Raw genomic sequence first — 15,066 nt, forward strand, 5'->3', positions numbered from 1 at the left:
CGCCGCCCGGCCATCCACGCCGAATTTACTTAAAAAGCCTGTGCATGGCTGGCCAGCGGTCCGATTTGCTTTGATTCGTCGCGTGGCCGTGCTATCGACCCGCGTCAACCCCACCGATGGGCTCCGATTCTCCGGCGATGCCGCAAGGTACGCCGAGGGCGGCGCTCATCCATAGCTATTTGCGGCAGGGCCGCAGGAAGGAGTTGGCAGATGGCCACGGTGCAACTTCAAGGCATTCGCGAAGCCTTTACGTTCGACGACGTGCTGTTGAAACCGGGCCTGTCGGACGTCATGCCGGGCGAGGTCGACATCCGCTCCCGCGTCACCCGCGCCATTCCGCTCAACATCCCGATCATGGCGTCCGCCATGGACACGGTCACCGAAGCCCGCATGGCGATCGCCATGGCGCAGGCCGGCGGCCTCGGCGTCATCCACCGCAATTTCGATCCCGAGGGGCAGGCCGCCCAGGTGCGGCAGGTCAAGCGCTACGAGTCGGGCATGGTGGTGAACCCGCTCACCATCAGCCCCGAGGCCACGCTCGACGATGCGCTCAAGCTGATGAGTGACCACGGCATCTCCGGTATTCCCGTCGTCACCGGTGCGAGCAAGAATACGCCCGGCAAGCTGGTCGGCATCCTCACCAACCGCGACGTGCGGTTTGCCACCGACCGCCGGCAAAAAGTCTCCGAGCTGATGACGCATGACGGCCTCGTCACCGTGCGCGAGAATGTCAGCCAGGACGAGGCGCGGCGGATGCTGCATCAGCATCGCATCGAGAAGCTGCTCGTGGTCGACGAGCAATATCGCTGCGTCGGCCTGATCACCGTGAAGGACATGGAGAAGGCGGTCGCCCATCCGCTCGCCTGCAAGGACGCACAGGGCCGCCTGCGCGTCGCCGCCGCCACCACCGTCGGCGACACCGGCTTCGAGCGCACCGAGCGCCTGATCGATGCCGGCGTCGACCTCGTCGTCGTCGACACCGCGCATGGCCACTCCCGCCACGTGCTGCATGCGGTCAACCGCATCAAGCGCCTGTCCAACTCCGTGCAGGTCGTTGCCGGCAACGTCGCCACCACCGAGGGCGCACAGGCGCTGATCGATGCGGGCGCGGACTGCATCAAGGTCGGCATCGGCCCGGGCTCGATCTGCACCACGCGCATCGTCGCCGGCGTCGGCGTTCCCCAGCTCACCGCGATCATGGATGCGGTCGAGGCTGCAAAGAAGTCCGACATTCCCATCATTGCCGACGGCGGCATCAAGTTCTCCGGTGACCTTGCGAAGGCGCTCGCCGCCGGCGCCGACATCGCGATGGTCGGCTCGCTGCTCGCCGGCACCGACGAGACCCCCGGCGAAGTGTTCTTGTGGCAGGGCCGTTCCTACAAGGCCTATCGCGGCATGGGCTCGGTCGGCGCGATGGCGCGGGGATCTGCCGACCGCTACTTCCAGCAGGACATCAAGGACACGCTCAAGCTCGTGCCTGAAGGCATCGAGGGCCAGGTGCCCTACAAGGGCCCGGTCGGCAACGTCATGCACCAGCTCGCCGGCGGCTTGCGCGCCGCGATGGGCTATGTCGGCGCAAAGGACATGAAGGACCTGCACGAGAAGGCCCAGTTCGTCCGCATCACCGGCGCGGGCCTGCGCGAAAGCCACGTCCACGACGTGACGATCACGCGCGAGAGCCCGAACTATCCGGGCGCGGGTTAGGCCTCGCTCGGCATTCGGCTGCGCGTCGGTTGCGGCGCGCTCGCCGCAATGACGGTGTCATTCCCCGCGAAGGCGGGGAATCCAGTACGCCGCGGCTTCTCGGTTCAATCACAGCTGCCTCTGGAATACTGGATCGCCCGCTCCAGTGCGCGCAAGGCGGGCGATGACAGTGAGTGTGTGGGCGGCGCCTGCCACAAGCTCGTCATTGCGAGGAGCGTCAGCGACGAAGCAATCCAGTCCTTTTATGTTGACGAGACTGGATTGCTTCGCTTCGCTCGCAATGACAGAAAAGTGGAGGAAGCCATGTCCCAAGCAAAACGCATCGTTCTCGCCGCGCGTCCCGTCGGCGAGCCCAAGCCATCCGATTTCCGCATCGAGGAATTCGCAGTCCCGGCGCCCGGCGCGGGGGAAGTCCTGCTGCGCACGATCTGGCTCTCGCTCGATCCCTATATGCGTGGACGCATGAGCGACGGTCCGTCCTACGCAGCACCTGTGCCGGTCGGCGGCCTGATGGAGGGCGAGGCGGTCAGCGAGGTCGCGGTCTCCAACCATCCTGATTTCGCCAAGGGCGACATCGTGCGAGCCCGTACCGGATGGCAGTCGCACGCGATCTCCAACGGCAAGGGCCTGATCAAGGTCGATCCCAAGCTCGGTCCGATCTCGACCTCCATCGGCGTGCTCGGCATGCCCGGCATGACCGCCTATACGGGCCTGCTCGACATCGGCAAGCCGCAGGAAGGCGAGACCGTCGTCGTCGCCGGTGCCTCCGGTGCGGTCGGGTCGGCCGTTGGCCAGATCGCGAAGATCAAGGGGGCGCGCGCGGTCGGCATCGCCGGCGGCAAGGACAAGTGCGACTACGTGGTGAAGGAGCTCGGCTTCGATGCCTGTCTCGATCACCGCGAAACCGATTTCGCCGCGAAGCTGAAGTTTGCCTGCCCGAAAGGCATCGACGTCTATTTCGAGAATGTCGGCGGCGCCGTGTTCGAGGCGGTCTTCCCGCTGCTCAATCCGTTCGCGCGCGTGCCGGTCTGCGGCTTGATCGCCCATTACAACGACACCGAGGCCAAGCCGCCGAAATGGGCGGCCAGCATGATGCGCGCGACGCTGACCAAGCGGCTCACCTTCCGAGGCTTCATCGTCTCCGACTTCGCCAACCGCCACGGCGACTTCCTGCGCGACATGTCCACCTGGGTCCGCGACGGCAAGGTCAAGTACAAGGAGTTCGTCACCGAGGGCCTGGAGAGCGCGCCCGGCGCCTTCATGGGGCTCCTGAAGGGCGCCAATTTCGGCAAGCAGCTGGTGCGGGTCGGGCAAGATAAAGCTTAACTGCAAGGCCTAGTTGCACGGGTGTCACACCCCGGATATCGATGGTTAACAAAGAGTGACCGATCGGCCACACCTGCCCGCAAAAGCCGCAGGTGTGACCGTCGGTTCATTGACCGCAGAGTGAAGGCATTGAATCATCGCGCCTATTTTAGGTGCTGCGATGTTAGAGATTGGTATTTTCAGCGTAATCCTTCTGGCTGCCGGCTATTGGGCGACCCTGTTCGTCATGGGCCGTCGCGACGACGTGATCCATGGCAAGTTCGTCCACGTCGACGAAGAGGGCGATTTCACGCCAGCCGCGATGCCGGCGCCACCACCGCCATTCCCGAAACGTCCGGGCAAAGCTGCGCAGCCTGACAAGGTCCAGCCTGCGAAGGCGGAGGCGAGGCCGGTGAACAGCGATGCGCTGCAATCGCTGCTGGCTGCGATCCAGCAGGATCTCAAGACCATCGCCTGATCCGCAACCTCAGACGCTGCCGCGCTCGACCAGGAACAGCTCGACGGCGAGCCGCTGCTCGGCGCGTGGCGTGCCTGATAGCCGCGCCAGGAGTAGTTCGCCCGCGATCCGTCCCACAGCCGCCGCATCGAAGGAGATGGTGGTGAGACCAGGCGTGATCTGATCGGCGACGTCGTTGTCGCCGAAGCCGAGCAGCGCCAGATCGCGCGGCACCGAGAGGCCGCGGGCGCGGGCCTCGATCAGCGCGCCGGTCGCGAGCAGATCGTTGGCACAGAACACCGCGTCGACGTCGCCGCCGCGTTCAAGCAGGGCGGTGAAGGCGGCGCGGCCGTCGGCCAGTCCCGTGATCTCACCGACGCCGATCTCGTGGACGATCTCGAGGCCGAGGTGTGCGGCTGCGGCCCGAAAACCGTCGCGGCGCAGCGCGCCACGGCCGCTGCCGCGTCCGATGAAGGCGACGCGGCGATGTCCGGCTTCCGCCAGCCTGCGCGCCGCCATCGCGCCGGCATCCGCGTTAGGCAGGCCGACCAGCATGTCGATGGGGTCGCGCGGAAACGCCCAGGTCTCGATGACGGGAATGCCGAGCTCGAGCAGCGCGGCACGATTCTCCTCGAGCTCGATCACGCCGGTGAACATCACTGCTGCGGGGCGAATGCCGCGCAGCGACTGGATCATCGCGACTTCCTTGGCATAGGAGTAGGAGGTCTGGCCGACCAGCACCTCGAAACCCTCAGGCTCCAGCGTCGCGGCGAAGCTGCGCACCGCGAGCCCGAACTGCTGGCTGAGGATGTTGGAGACGAAGGCCATCACCACGTTCGAGCGCCCCGAGCGCAGCGCGCGCGCATGCGGGTTGGAGGCGTAACCGGTCGCCTCGATCACCTCGAGGATGCGCTCGCGGGTCTCGCGATTGACCTTCTCGGGGTGGCGCAGCACCCGCGACACCGTGATCGGCGCAACGCCCGCGCGCTCCGCGACCTCCTCGATGCGCGGCGGCCGCCCGCTCGCGCTGGCGCGGCCGGGCGGCGCTGGAATGCGCACAACGTCGTCATAGGTCGGCTTTGCCGGATCGGTCATCGAATCCCGAGTGTAATCGCAGTCGGTATCGTCTCCAAAACTCAGCGCGCTGAAACCTCGTCGCGCGACAGCGCGCGGCCGACCTGGACCAGGCAGTCGCCGCTCTGGCTGTCGGTGTGCAGGCGCTGCGAGATCACGATGCCGTCGGCGGGGAAGCGCAGCACCTCTTCCGGCAGCTCCGGGCGCTCGAAATCATGGTACCAGCCGGCGACGTCGCCGGCCGCAACCCGCGCGCCGACCATGACGGCGGGCTCGAACCAGCCGCGACGGGTCGCGAACACTGCCTGCGCATGGCTTTGCAGCGCCAGCAATTCGGTGGCGCGTTCGACCGGCGCATGCGGGCCCAGCACCGGCGCCTGGACAATGCCAAGCGCGAGCAACAGCCGGTCGATCGCGCGCGCGGTGAGCGCCATGGTCTGCGGCGTGACGGTGCCGCCGCCGCCGAATTCACCGGAGAGTCCGATCGCGCCGGCGCGCGCGGCCGCGGCCATCGAGGTCGGAGCGGTCGCGCCGTTCTCGGCGACGAAGGCGAAGGGCATCCCCACCCCCTCCATCAGGCGCAGCGCGTGGCCGAACATCTCGGGCGGCCCCTGCCGCTCGATCAGCGCGCAAGGCACATGCGCCATCGAGGTGCCGCCGGAGTGGATGTCGAAGACGACGTCATGGCGCGGAAACAGCTCGTGCTCAAGGAAGTGCGCAAGCCGGAATGTCGGCGTGCCCGCGGCATCGCCGGGGAAGGCGCGGTTGAGGTTGCCTTCGTCGAGCGGCGAGCGGCGCCGCGCCGCCATCACGGCCGGCCAATTGGCGAAGGGCAGGATGGTGATCTCGCCTTTGACGTCCTCTGCATCGAGCCGGCGATACAGCCGCGTCAGCGCGATCTCGCCCTCATATTCGTCGCCGTGATTGCCGGCCATCAAAAGCAGTTTGGGCCCGGCGCCGTTCTTGATCCGGAAGATCGGGATCTTGAGCTGGTAGTAGGGGGAGCGATCGATCGAGAAGGGAATGCCGAGATGGCCCGACCATTTCTGGTCTTTCTCGAAATCGATCTCGTGGAAAAGTCCGGTATGCATGGCTTGCCTCGCGGCCGCGCCGTCGCCGGCGCCGGCCAAAGGTTGAAGGGATGGCGGTGCCTTTACAGCAAGGCGACAGCGGTCATCTCGACGCGCAAATCGGGATCGGCGAGGCGGGCTTCGACGCAGGCGCGCGCCGGCGGATTGGCCGGATCGATCCAGGCATCGTAGACCGAGTTCATGGTGTCGAAGTCGGTGATATGAGGCAGGAAGACGTTGACCGCGATCAGCTTGGAGCGGTCCGAGCCGGCCTCCTTCAGCAACGCGTCGATCTTGGCGAGCACCTGCTGGGTCTGCGACACGATGCCGGCCTTGCGGTCATCGGCGACCTGGCCTGCGATGTGCACCATGCCGCCTGCGGCGACGGCCTGGCTCATGCGCGATCCGACGACGTAACGTTTGATCATCTTGAATACTCCCGGTGAAGATTGGCTCCCGCATGACGCGGGAGCCGCATGTGAATTTACAGCGTCGGCAGCGCCTGCTCTTCCTTGAACCACTTCAGTTGCAACGCGCCGAGCTTGCCGTTGAGCTTGTTGAAGAAGATGTCGGTGTTGATCCAGTTGAGCAGGTTCTGCTCGCCCTGGCGCACGCCGACATGAGCAGGCGACTGGCGGATCAGGAATTTCAGCTCGACCTCCTTGGTCGGGTTCTGGTCCTGCACCTTCAGCGCGATGGCGCTGTTCTCGGCGAAGGTATCGGCCTGTCCCGCGAGGAACGCGGCGAGTGCCGCCGGCGTATCCTCGAAACGCACCAGCTTTACCTTCGGCGCATTGTCGGTGAGCCAGACGTCGAGCGTCGAGCCCTTGGACACGGCGACGCTGCGGCCGTCGAGATTGTCGGGCTTCTTGCCGGTCGCGGCCGGAATTGCCTTGGCACCATAGACGCCGAGATTCACCACGGCATAAGGCTGCGAGAACATCACCTGCTGGGCGCGCTCCGGCGTAGCGCCGAGGCCCGCGATCAGGATGTCGATCTTGTCCGAGAGCAGGCTCGGGATGCGCGCTGCGCCCGTTACCGGCACGAACTCGAGCTTGACGCCCATGTCGGCGGCGATCAGCCGGGCGAGATCGGCGTCGAGGCCCGCGATCTCGGCCTTTTCGTCCTTGAAGCCCCAGGGCGCGGCATCGGTCAGCAGGCCGACACGCAGCTTGCCCGCGCCGAGCACGTCCTGGAGCTTGTCGGCCTGCGCGAGGGTGGGGGCAGCGAGCACGGCGAGCGCCGTGGCTGCGATCGCAAAGAGGGATTTCAGTGGTCTCATGGCTCTCTCCTGATCGGGGATTGGTGGATGGTTATTTGGCGGACGCGATGAAGCTAGCGAGCTCGGGGGTCTCAGGATTGGCGAACAGTTTTGCCGGCGGTCCTTGTTCCCAGACGCGGCCCTGATGCATGAAGACGATGCGGTCGGCGACGTTGCGGGCAAAGCCCATTTCGTGGGTGACGAGGATCATGGTCATGCCCTGCTTCGCCATCGCCTCCATCACCTTCAGCACTTCGCCGACGAGCTCGGGGTCGAGCGCGGAGGTGACCTCGTCGAACAGCATGAGGTGAGGGGCCATGGCGAGGCAGCGCGCAATGGCGACGCGCTGCTGCTGGCCACCGGAGAGCTGCTCCGGCCAGGCGTCGATCTTGTCGGCGAGACCGACGCGGGTGAGCACGTCCTCGGCCAGCGCCCGCGCGCGGGCCTTGTCGATGCGGCCGGTGAGGAGCGGAGCCAGCGTGATGTTGCGCTCGACCTTCAGGTGCGGAAACAAATTGAACGCCTGGAACACGATGCCGACGCGCTGACGGAATGCCTTCAGGTCAGGCATCCTGGCGTGGACCCTCTCGCCCTCGACGCGGATCTCGCCGGAATCGACGGTCTCGAGCGCGTTGATGCAGCGGAGCAGCGTCGACTTGCCCGAGCCGGAGCGGCCGATGATCGTGACGATCTCGCCTTCCTCGACGTCGAGCGAGACGCCCTTGAGCACCTCGACCTTGCCGAATGTCTTGTGCACGTCGCGGATTTCAACGAGAGCCATCGAGGCGGGCCTCCAAAGAGCGGGACCAGAGCGTGAGCGGCAGGCACAGCGCGAAATAGATCGCGGCGACCAGCGCGTAGGTGAGCAGCGGCTGGAACGTCGCCGCGCTCACCACCTGGCCGGCGCGGGCAAGCTCGACGAAGCCGAGGATCGAGGCGAGCGAGGTGCCCTTGATCAGCTGCACCAGGAAGCCGACGGTCGGCGGCAGCGACAGCCGCAGTGCCTGCGGCGCGATGATGTGACGGAATTGCTGCCAGGCGGAGAGGCCGAGACAGCTGCCTGCCTCCCATTGCGCCTGCTTCACGGCTTCCAGCCCGCCGCGCCAGATCTCGCCGAGGAAGGCGGCGGTGTAGAGCGTGTAGGCGACGGTGACGGCAACGAGGGCCGGCACCTGGATGCCGAGGAACATCGGCATGCCGAAATAGAAGAAGAACAAGAGCCCGAGCAGCGGCACGCTTTGGACGATCTGGATGCACGCCGCCATCGTCCAGCGCAGGCCGGCGAAGCGGCTGATGCGGCCCGTGGCGAACGCCAGCGCCAGCGGCGCACCGAAGGCGAGCGCGAGCACGACGAGCGCAACGGTCCAGCGCAGCGCCGCAAACAGCGAGACGAAGTCGATGAGGGAGAAGGATCGCATCGCTGTCCCCTCAGCGCCGCCGCGGCCAGCGGAAGGCCGCCAGACCGATGATGGCGAACAGCGCCTTGAACGACATCGCCATTGCGAAATAGACCACGCAGATCACCGCATAGACCTCGAAGCTGCGATAGGTGCGGCTCTCGATGAAGCCCGCGACATGGAACAGCTCGTCGGCCGCGACCTGCGAGGCGAGCGAGGTGCCGAGCAGCAGCAGGACGAACTGGCTGGTCACGGCCGGATAGGCGTTGCGCAGCGCCGGCGGCAGCAGGATGTGGCGGAACACCTGCCAACCCGACAGGCCAAGGCACTGGCCGGCCTCGATCTGGTTCTTCGGCACGGAGTCGAGGCCGGCGCGGATGATCTCGACCGAATAGGCGCCGAAATAGAGCGACAGCGCGACGGCGGCGGCTTCGAACGCCGGCAGCTTCAGGCCGAAATTCGGCAGCACGAAGAAGACGATGAAGATCTGGATCAGCGACGGCGTGTTGCGGAACAGCTCGATGTAGCCGCGCACCAGCCAGCGCAACGGCGTGATGCGGCCGTTCAGCGCGACCGCGCCGGCAACACCGATCAGAAGCCCGGCCAGCGCCGCGATCACCGTCAGCTCGAGCGTGACGATGGCCCCGTCGATGAGCTGGTTCTGATAGCGCCACAGCGGCAGGAAATTCATCGCGCGAGCCGCCTCAGCCGAACTGGGTGGGGAGGGCGCGCGTTACGACGCCGTCGGCGTCGAGGCCGAGGATGACGCGCCAGCGGTCGAGGCAGGTGCAGGGATGCGAGATGCCGAAGGCGATGACGTCGCCGACCGCGAGCGTGCTATCGGGCGCGACGGACAGGAATGCATGCTGGTCATTGAGACGGGTGACCGACAAGGTCTCGGCGAGCCTCTGCTGCGCGACGCCGTCGCGGAAGACGCGCAGCGGCACCGGCAATCCCTGATCGAACGAGGCATCGCGCATGCCGAAGCCCGCGATCGCAAGGCCTGCATCCGGCCGCGACAACACCTCGGCCCAAAGTTTCAGCGCAGGCCGGAAACCCTCGGCCGCCGAATGCCGCGCGCCGTCGATGACGAGACCGCCGCGCCGGTCTACTTCCGCGAAGGCGCGCGCATAGATGCCGTGATCGGCGAAGAACAGCGCGCCTGAGCGCAGCAGGACGCTGGCGTTGCCGTCTGCCTGCGCGCTTGGTACGAGCGCGCGGGCGACGACGTCGAAATAGGCCGAGCCGCCGGCGCTGATGATCAGCGGCCGGCCCGGGGCAGCATGACGTACCAGCGCGAAGGCCGCGATGGTGCGCTCCATCAGCGCCGCGATCGCGCGCATCGTCTCGCCGGCATCGGGCGTTGCGACCGCGCCTTCGTAAGTGGCGACGCCGCCGAGCAGGAGGCCGTCGGTCGCGAGCACGGCTGCGATCGTCGCTTCGACCGCGGCGCGATCGCGCGCGCCCGCGCGGCCCGCGCCGAGCTCGACCAGCACGGACAATTCGCTGCGGCCCGCAATCCGGGCCGCTTCCGCCAGTGCTGCGACCGCCCCCGGTGAATCCGCGAAGGCGTGAAATTCGACGTCGGGATAGGCGCCGAGCAACGCGCCGAGCCGCCGGCCGGCCGCGAGGCCGCCGATTTCGTTGGCCAGCAGCAGGCGTTGCTCGCCGCTCGCGAGCAGCACGGCGGCCTGCTGGATATTGGCGACCGTCGTGCCCCAGGCGCCGGCCTCGCGCAGCGAGCGCGCCAGCTCCGGCGACATCGGCGTCTTGGCGTGGGGCGCGACAGTGACGCCGGCGCTCTTGCACCAGCGCAGGAAGAGGTCGCGATTGGCCCTGAAGGCGGCTTCATCGAGGGTGAGGGCGGGCAGAGCGAGATCGCCGCGGGAGGGCTGCCAATCCTGGCCGGCGATCTCCTCGATCGGTAGGCCATCGACCAGGGGGATGCCCCGCGTGGTCGTTGAAAGACGTTGACTCTCCCACCGGGACAAGAACTGCATCGTCGCTCCCTCAGCGGCCCATCGACCGTTCGGGAACGATATGTCGGAATGACAACGTTGTCATTAGCCCATTTTAGCCAGTTTTAGCGCGAATTCGATGCAGCAAGGTATTTAGGTAGGGTCTTGTGCCCGTGAATGAATTGGGCTAGTGCTCGCCGCCCATCTGGGCGAGCAGCTCCTCGATATCGACATCGACCTGGCTCGCGGCCCTGACGTGACGAACTTCAAAACTGTTCGGCCGGAAGCGGTATTCGACGAGCCCGACTTCCTTGATCGCGATCCGGTCCTGGCGCGCGTCGTTGATCCTGAAGCCGGCCGACGGCGCCCAGACATGGCGGGTGTGGCGGTAGGTGAAGTCGCGCCGCTGGTGCACGTGCCCGCTGGCGATGAGGCGCAGGTCCACAGTCGAGAACATCTCGATCAGACGCGCCCGTGCCGGCTGCGGCACGTAGCGGATCGAGGTCTCCGGCGTCTCGGGGTCGTCGGGCAAGTTGAGAAACATCGGCTTGTGGACGAACAGCGCGATCGGCCTGCCGTTGATGCGCGCCATTTCCCGGGACAACCAGTCGAATTGCTCGGCCTCGAAGGCGAGCCCGGAATTCATCACCAGCGAGTTCAGGCCGATGAAGTGCCAGCCGGCCGCTTCGAACGACCAATGATCTTCGCCGATGATGTCGCGGAATTGTTGGCGGTGCTTTTCCTCGACCGGCGGCTTTGGCGCAGGCCCGATCGCGGTCGGATTGTCGCCGATGTCGTGATTGCCGGGGAGGTAGCGGCAGGCGACGGGCAGGGCGTCGTGCCGGCTCTTGGCGAATTCGACATCGTCGCGACTTGTCGGCCCGTCGAAGGAGACGTCGCCGGTGTTGACGACGAGGTCGGGCCTATCAGCGTCGATGTGCTCGCTGACGCGATCGAAGTTGGCGATCAGGCCGGAGAAGCGTCGGCCGAGATGGGTGTCGGAAATCTGCGTGAGGCGAAATTCGGACATGGGGTCAGCATACGCGTTGTCGCACGTCGGAACGATGACGGCGCGCGCATGCATCGCAATGAAACAAAGTTTAAAGCACGCGATAGCGGATCGTGTAGGCGTCCTGCGGCGCGCCGTTGCCGGTGGCTGGCGAGGCGATGCGGTCGGCGAGGTGGCAGGGCCCGAATTGCTCGGACCGGTGCGGCTCGGCGGGCAGGCGGAGGCGGAATTCGAACGTGCCCTTGCCGGGCAGGTTCACGACCAGCACGCGGTCGGCGGTGCGGTGGTTGAGCGCCACGGCGCCGCGCAGCACGGAGCGGCCATCACCGAGCTCGCGCACGCCGTCGACCAGCGCCAGCGTCTGGTTGCGGTCGGTGTGCAGCTCGATCTGGCTATCGCTCACCGCCGTCAGCGTTTCCCTGGGCATGCGGATCTCGAACTCGACTGCCGGCTTGGAGGGATTGAGGCCGAGATAGGCCAGCGCGGCGTGGCGCATGTCGTAGGCGGCGAAGGCGAACAGGGCGAGGGCGGCCAGAGTGGCGAGGCCATGCCTGACGACGTCGCGCCAGCTCCGGTAGCCCAGGCGGAAGTACACCGTCATCGCCAGCGCGACCGCGAGCGCCGCGGCGATGCCTGCCAGCGCCGACATCAGGACGCCGAGCCGGCCGTCCGCGGATTCGGTCAAAAGGCTGGAGAGGGTGTTCATGTCAGTCTCTTGTCAGTCTCTTGGCGCTAGCTCGCCTTGCGGTCCCGGGGACCGAAATCGCTTTAACTATCGGCATTTGGTCGCGGAATCGGGAACACCGGTTCAACTCGTTGATTGTCAGCGCCAGCAGTCGCGGCTAATGACGGTCCGCGGTGTTCCGCCTGACGGGAAAGTTCCGATGTCCATCCAAATGGTTTTGCTGCCTGTCTTCGTGCAGGTCGGTCTCACCTTCGCACTCCTGATCGGAATGGCGCTGGCGCGCCGGCGCTCGCCGGTCTCCGGCGAGACCAAGAGCCGCGACATTGCGCTCGGCGAGCAGTTCGAATTGCCGGTGCTGTTCTACGCGCTGATCGCACTGGCGCTGCCCTTGCGCCATGCCGATCTCTTCATCGTGCTGATGTCCTGGGTGTTCGTGGTGACGCGGTTCGCCCATGCCGGCGTGTTCGTCTCCTCCAACGATCTCGGCCGGCGCTCCACGATCTGGCTCGCGGGCGTGCTTGTGCTGCTGGCGATGTGGATCTACTTCGCGCTGAAGATGCTGTTGCTGATCTAGGCGCCTATTTGCCAATCCTGATCTGAAAGATTCAAATGACTCCCGCTGCCCGGCTGTCCGCAGCCATCGAACTGATCGACACCATCGAGAAGGACCGCGTGCCCGCGGCCAAGGCGCTGAAGGAGTGGGGCACCGCGCACCGCTTCGCCGGCTCCGGCGACCGCGCCGCCATTGCCGGCCTCGTCTGGGACGTGCTGCGCCGCTATGCCTCGAGCGCCTTCCTGATGGACGCCGACACCGCACGCGCCCGGCTGATCGGCATGCTCCGCCTCGAGCGCAACATGGACGCGGCCACCATGGGCGCGCTGTTCGACGGCAGCCGGTTTGCACCGGCGCCGCTGACCGAGGCCGAGCAGGCCGCACTGGCCTCGCGTTCCCTCAAGGACGCGCCGGCTGCGATCGCCGGCGACTATCCGGACTGGCTCGACCCGTATTTTGCAAAAGTGTTCGGCAAGGAGCGCGCCGCGGAGGCGGCCGCGATGGCGAGCCGGGCGCCGCTCGATTTGCGCGTCAACACGCTAAAATCCAATCGCGACAAGGTGCTGCGCGGGCTTGCTCATCTTCATGCGGAACCGACGCCATGGTCCGCAAACGGCCTGCGCATCGCGCTTTCGGCCGATGCGCGCAATCCCGGCCTCCAGGCGGAGGAGGATTTCATCAAGGGCGCCGTTGAAGTTCAGGATGAGGGATCGCAGCTTGCGGCCAGCTTCACCGCGGCAAAACCCGGCGAGCAGGTGATCGATCTCTGCGCCGGCGCCGGCGGCAAGACGCTGGCGCTCGCGGCCATGATGCAGGGCAAGGGCCGGCTGATCGCCACCGACAGCGACAAGCGCCAGCTTGTCCCGATCCACGAGCGTCTCTCGCGCGCCGGCGTCCACAATGCCGATGTCCGCACGCCCAAGGGCGAGGCCGATCCGCTGGCCGACATCAGCGGCACCGCCGACCTCGTCGTGATCGATGCGCCCTGCACGGGAACCGGCACCTGGCGACGCAATCCGGACGCCAAATGGCGCATGCGCCCCGGCGCGCTGGAGATCCGCCTGCGCGACCAGGCCGAGGTGCTGGAGCGCGCCGTGCCGCTGGTCAAGGCCGGTGGCCGCATCGCCTACATCACCTGCTCGGTGCTGGCGGAAGAGAACGGCGAGCAGGTGAGGGCGTTCACCGCCCGCCATCCAGAGTTCTCAGTCGTGCCGCCCGAGCAGACTGCGAGCGTGCTCTGGGACAAGGCGGAGGATTTCGCAAGGGCCGCACTGCAGTCGGACGAAGGCTGGCTGATGACGCCGCGGCGGACGGGGACGGACGGGTTCTTCGTCTCGGTGCTGAAGAAGACGTAGCTCTCGTATTGACCCTCGTAGGGTGGGCAAAGCGAAGCGTGCCCACCATTCGTAGTGAGAACGCCCAGAGATGGTGGGCACGGCGCGCGAAGAGCGCGCCTTTGCCCACCCTACGGCACCGGTGCGCCGCGCCGCAGTTCCCAAAACAAAAGCCCCGCGAACCGAAGCTCGCGGGGCTTTCTAACTCGACGTTCTGCCGGTACGTCCGTGGTCAGAACGGTGCGTGGGCGTTAGCCGACGCGGAGATTGTCAGCCGACGACTTGCCGCTGCGGCGGTCGGCGACGATGTCGAACGAGACCTTCTGACCCTCGTTGAGGGAGGAGAGGCCAGCGCGCTCGACGGCGCTGATGTGAACGAACACGTCCTTCTGGCCGTCATCCGGCTGGATGAAACCATAACCCTTTTGGGTGTTGAACCACTTCACGGTGCCCATAGCCATGGGAATTTCCTTTAGTTAGTTAAAAGAGGATACGCACGTGGACCGGTACGCAAAATTGCGCCCATGATCCTGTTCAGTCGATGTTTGGAGAAGTCATCTGAAGCGTGCGCGCCCGTCTGAAACGAAGCGAAGCGGCCCAGTCGTTCGGCCAAGTATCGATGATCACAATATAGCGAGAATTTGGGGCTACTTCAAGGCACTACCCGTGGCCCGGCATGTCGCGCGACTTTGCTATTTTGCGGTGCAAACAGGGGCCGCCGCGCGCTTCAGTCCACGATGAAAAGCGTCGCCCCCGTGGCCGTCGAGGACCGATGCGCGGCGTCGCCGAAGTCGGAGACCTGGTAGCTCATCCCCGCCGTAAGCTTGAACTTGCGCCCGTCGCGCAGCTCCGAGTCGAGCTCGCCCTCGAGCACGTAGAGCACGTGGCCGCGGTCGCACCAATGGTCGGCGAGGTAGCCCGGCGAATACTCGAGCATCCGCACCCGGAGCTCGCCGATATTGAGCGTCCGCCACCTGGCCTGCCCGGTCTCGCCGGGATGGGTGGTGGCCTCGACCTTGCTCCAGTCGGTGACGGTGAAGGGGGAGGCGGGGAGTTTCATGGGGAATCCTATGTCAGAGCCGCAGCGTCGTTGTTAGCGCACGCTCGTCCGGCAGTCTCCGTCATTGCGAGCGATACTCGGTGTCATCGCCCGACTTGATCGGGCGATCCAGTATTCCAGAGGCCGTGCCGTGATACGGAGAAGCCGCGGCGTACTGGATTCCCCGCCTTCGCGGGGAATGACAGCTGTGGACGGGGCG

The 15,066-nt window shown here is 66.2% G+C and carries 17 protein-coding genes; 5 read left to right on the forward strand and 12 right to left on the reverse strand.

The features are described from left to right. The first annotated feature begins 210 nt into the window (after nt 1–210). The 3 genes from guaB (at nt 211) to OWC48_RS23955 (ending at nt 3,487) form a co-directional block, all read left to right on the forward strand. Entirely contained in the window at nt 211–1,704 is a 1,494-nt protein-coding gene (gene guaB, locus OWC48_RS23945; protein ID WP_282522154.1) for an IMP dehydrogenase, read from the forward strand. 303 nt (nt 1,705–2,007) lie between these two features. Continuing rightward, nucleotides 2,008–3,030 (forward strand): NADP-dependent oxidoreductase, encoded by a 1,023-nt coding sequence (locus OWC48_RS23950; RefSeq protein WP_282522155.1) that lies wholly within the window; start codon nt 2,008–2,010, stop codon nt 3,028–3,030. Between the two features lie 160 nt (nt 3,031–3,190). Continuing rightward, nucleotides 3,191–3,487 (forward strand): hypothetical protein, encoded by a 297-nt coding sequence (locus OWC48_RS23955; protein WP_085402226.1) that lies wholly within the window; start codon nt 3,191–3,193, stop codon nt 3,485–3,487. 9 nt (nt 3,488–3,496) lie between these two features. Here OWC48_RS23955 and OWC48_RS23960 read toward each other — a convergent pair whose 3' ends face one another. The 10 genes from OWC48_RS23960 to OWC48_RS24005 all read right to left on the reverse strand — a co-directional run bounded on the left by OWC48_RS23960 (nt 3,497) and on the right by OWC48_RS24005 (nt 11,941). Further along, nucleotides 3,497–4,561 carry a LacI family DNA-binding transcriptional regulator gene (locus OWC48_RS23960; protein WP_282522156.1) on the reverse strand — a complete coding sequence of 355 codons (1,065 nt, stop codon included), beginning with the start codon at nt 4,559–4,561 and terminating at the stop codon, nt 3,497–3,499. A 41-nt stretch (nt 4,562–4,602) separates the two neighbouring features. After that, on the reverse strand, nt 4,603–5,631 hold the full coding sequence (locus OWC48_RS23965) for a succinylglutamate desuccinylase/aspartoacylase family protein (RefSeq protein ID WP_282522157.1): 1,029 nt from the start codon (nt 5,629–5,631) through the stop codon (nt 4,603–4,605). A gap of 62 nt (nt 5,632–5,693) precedes the next feature. Next, nucleotides 5,694–6,038 (reverse strand): RidA family protein, encoded by a 345-nt coding sequence (locus tag OWC48_RS23970; protein WP_018645782.1) that lies wholly within the window; start codon nt 6,036–6,038, stop codon nt 5,694–5,696. Nucleotides 6,039–6,094: 56 nt separating this feature from the next. Continuing rightward, nucleotides 6,095–6,892 carry a transporter substrate-binding domain-containing protein gene (locus OWC48_RS23975; RefSeq protein ID WP_282522158.1) on the reverse strand — a complete coding sequence of 266 codons (798 nt, stop codon included), beginning with the start codon at nt 6,890–6,892 and terminating at the stop codon, nt 6,095–6,097. 31 nt (nt 6,893–6,923) lie between these two features. After that, nucleotides 6,924–7,652: an amino acid ABC transporter ATP-binding protein gene (locus OWC48_RS23980; RefSeq protein WP_282522159.1), complete on the reverse strand. Its 729-nt coding sequence runs from the start codon at nt 7,650–7,652 to the stop codon at nt 6,924–6,926. Beyond that, nucleotides 7,639–8,289 (reverse strand): amino acid ABC transporter permease, encoded by a 651-nt coding sequence (locus OWC48_RS23985; RefSeq protein ID WP_282522160.1) that lies wholly within the window; start codon nt 8,287–8,289, stop codon nt 7,639–7,641. Before OWC48_RS23985 ends, OWC48_RS23980 begins: the two co-directional genes overlap by 14 nt. Before the next feature lie 10 nt (nt 8,290–8,299). Beyond that, nucleotides 8,300–8,959, reverse strand: coding sequence for an amino acid ABC transporter permease (locus tag OWC48_RS23990; RefSeq protein ID WP_063983789.1), 660 nt, complete (start codon nt 8,957–8,959; stop codon nt 8,300–8,302). A gap of 13 nt (nt 8,960–8,972) precedes the next feature. Continuing rightward, entirely contained in the window at nt 8,973–10,268 is a 1,296-nt protein-coding gene (locus OWC48_RS23995) for an amino acid deaminase (protein ID WP_282522161.1), read from the reverse strand. A gap of 145 nt (nt 10,269–10,413) precedes the next feature. Continuing rightward, nucleotides 10,414–11,256, reverse strand: coding sequence for a metallophosphoesterase (locus tag OWC48_RS24000; RefSeq protein ID WP_282522162.1), 843 nt, complete (start codon nt 11,254–11,256; stop codon nt 10,414–10,416). 70 nt (nt 11,257–11,326) lie between these two features. Then, entirely contained in the window at nt 11,327–11,941 is a 615-nt protein-coding gene (locus tag OWC48_RS24005; RefSeq protein WP_282522163.1) for an acriflavin resistance protein, read from the reverse strand. A 178-nt stretch (nt 11,942–12,119) separates the two neighbouring features. Between OWC48_RS24005 and OWC48_RS24010 the strand changes: the two genes are divergently transcribed. Beyond that, entirely contained in the window at nt 12,120–12,494 is a 375-nt protein-coding gene (locus OWC48_RS24010; RefSeq protein ID WP_282522164.1) for an MAPEG family protein, read from the forward strand. 35 nt (nt 12,495–12,529) lie between these two features. Continuing rightward, on the forward strand, nt 12,530–13,828 hold the full coding sequence (locus OWC48_RS24015; RefSeq protein ID WP_282522165.1) for an RsmB/NOP family class I SAM-dependent RNA methyltransferase: 1,299 nt from the start codon (nt 12,530–12,532) through the stop codon (nt 13,826–13,828). Nucleotides 13,829–14,058: 230 nt separating this feature from the next. Here OWC48_RS24015 and OWC48_RS24020 read toward each other — a convergent pair whose 3' ends face one another. Continuing rightward, nucleotides 14,059–14,268: a cold-shock protein gene (locus tag OWC48_RS24020; RefSeq protein ID WP_008141931.1), complete on the reverse strand. Its 210-nt coding sequence runs from the start codon at nt 14,266–14,268 to the stop codon at nt 14,059–14,061. A gap of 266 nt (nt 14,269–14,534) precedes the next feature. Continuing rightward, nucleotides 14,535–14,867, reverse strand: coding sequence for a DHCW motif cupin fold protein (locus OWC48_RS24025; protein ID WP_282522166.1), 333 nt, complete (start codon nt 14,865–14,867; stop codon nt 14,535–14,537). Nucleotides 14,868–15,066: the final 199 nt, after the last annotated feature.

The sequence above is a fragment of the Bradyrhizobium sp. Arg816 genome (assembly GCF_029989365.1).
In the GTDB taxonomy this organism is placed as follows: Bacteria; Pseudomonadota; Alphaproteobacteria; order Rhizobiales; family Xanthobacteraceae; genus Bradyrhizobium.

Excerpts from the sequence above, each read along its gene's own strand:
- guaB (WP_282522154.1), top strand. The coding sequence starts at position 211 with ATGGCCACGGTGCAACTTCAAGGCATTCGCGAAGCCTTTACGTTCGAC.
- OWC48_RS23950 (WP_282522155.1), top strand. The coding sequence starts at position 2,008 with ATGTCCCAAGCAAAACGCATCGTTCTCGCCGCGCGTCCCGTCGGCGAG.
- OWC48_RS23955 (WP_085402226.1), top strand. The coding sequence starts at position 3,191 with ATGTTAGAGATTGGTATTTTCAGCGTAATCCTTCTGGCTGCCGGCTAT.
- OWC48_RS23960 (WP_282522156.1), bottom strand. The coding sequence starts at position 4,561 with ATGACCGATCCGGCAAAGCCGACCTATGACGACGTTGTGCGCATTCCA.
- OWC48_RS23965 (WP_282522157.1), bottom strand. The coding sequence starts at position 5,631 with ATGCATACCGGACTTTTCCACGAGATCGATTTCGAGAAAGACCAGAAA.
- OWC48_RS23970 (WP_018645782.1), bottom strand. The coding sequence starts at position 6,038 with ATGATCAAACGTTACGTCGTCGGATCGCGCATGAGCCAGGCCGTCGCC.
- OWC48_RS23975 (WP_282522158.1), bottom strand. The coding sequence starts at position 6,892 with ATGAGACCACTGAAATCCCTCTTTGCGATCGCAGCCACGGCGCTCGCC.
- OWC48_RS23980 (WP_282522159.1), bottom strand. The coding sequence starts at position 7,652 with ATGGCTCTCGTTGAAATCCGCGACGTGCACAAGACATTCGGCAAGGTC.
- OWC48_RS23985 (WP_282522160.1), bottom strand. The coding sequence starts at position 8,289 with ATGCGATCCTTCTCCCTCATCGACTTCGTCTCGCTGTTTGCGGCGCTG.
- OWC48_RS23990 (WP_063983789.1), bottom strand. The coding sequence starts at position 8,959 with ATGAATTTCCTGCCGCTGTGGCGCTATCAGAACCAGCTCATCGACGGG.
- OWC48_RS23995 (WP_282522161.1), bottom strand. The coding sequence starts at position 10,268 with ATGCAGTTCTTGTCCCGGTGGGAGAGTCAACGTCTTTCAACGACCACG.
- OWC48_RS24000 (WP_282522162.1), bottom strand. The coding sequence starts at position 11,256 with ATGTCCGAATTTCGCCTCACGCAGATTTCCGACACCCATCTCGGCCGA.
- OWC48_RS24005 (WP_282522163.1), bottom strand. The coding sequence starts at position 11,941 with ATGAACACCCTCTCCAGCCTTTTGACCGAATCCGCGGACGGCCGGCTC.
- OWC48_RS24010 (WP_282522164.1), top strand. The coding sequence starts at position 12,120 with ATGTCCATCCAAATGGTTTTGCTGCCTGTCTTCGTGCAGGTCGGTCTC.
- OWC48_RS24015 (WP_282522165.1), top strand. The coding sequence starts at position 12,530 with ATGACTCCCGCTGCCCGGCTGTCCGCAGCCATCGAACTGATCGACACC.
- OWC48_RS24020 (WP_008141931.1), bottom strand. The coding sequence starts at position 14,268 with ATGGCTATGGGCACCGTGAAGTGGTTCAACACCCAAAAGGGTTATGGT.
- OWC48_RS24025 (WP_282522166.1), bottom strand. The coding sequence starts at position 14,867 with ATGAAACTCCCCGCCTCCCCCTTCACCGTCACCGACTGGAGCAAGGTC.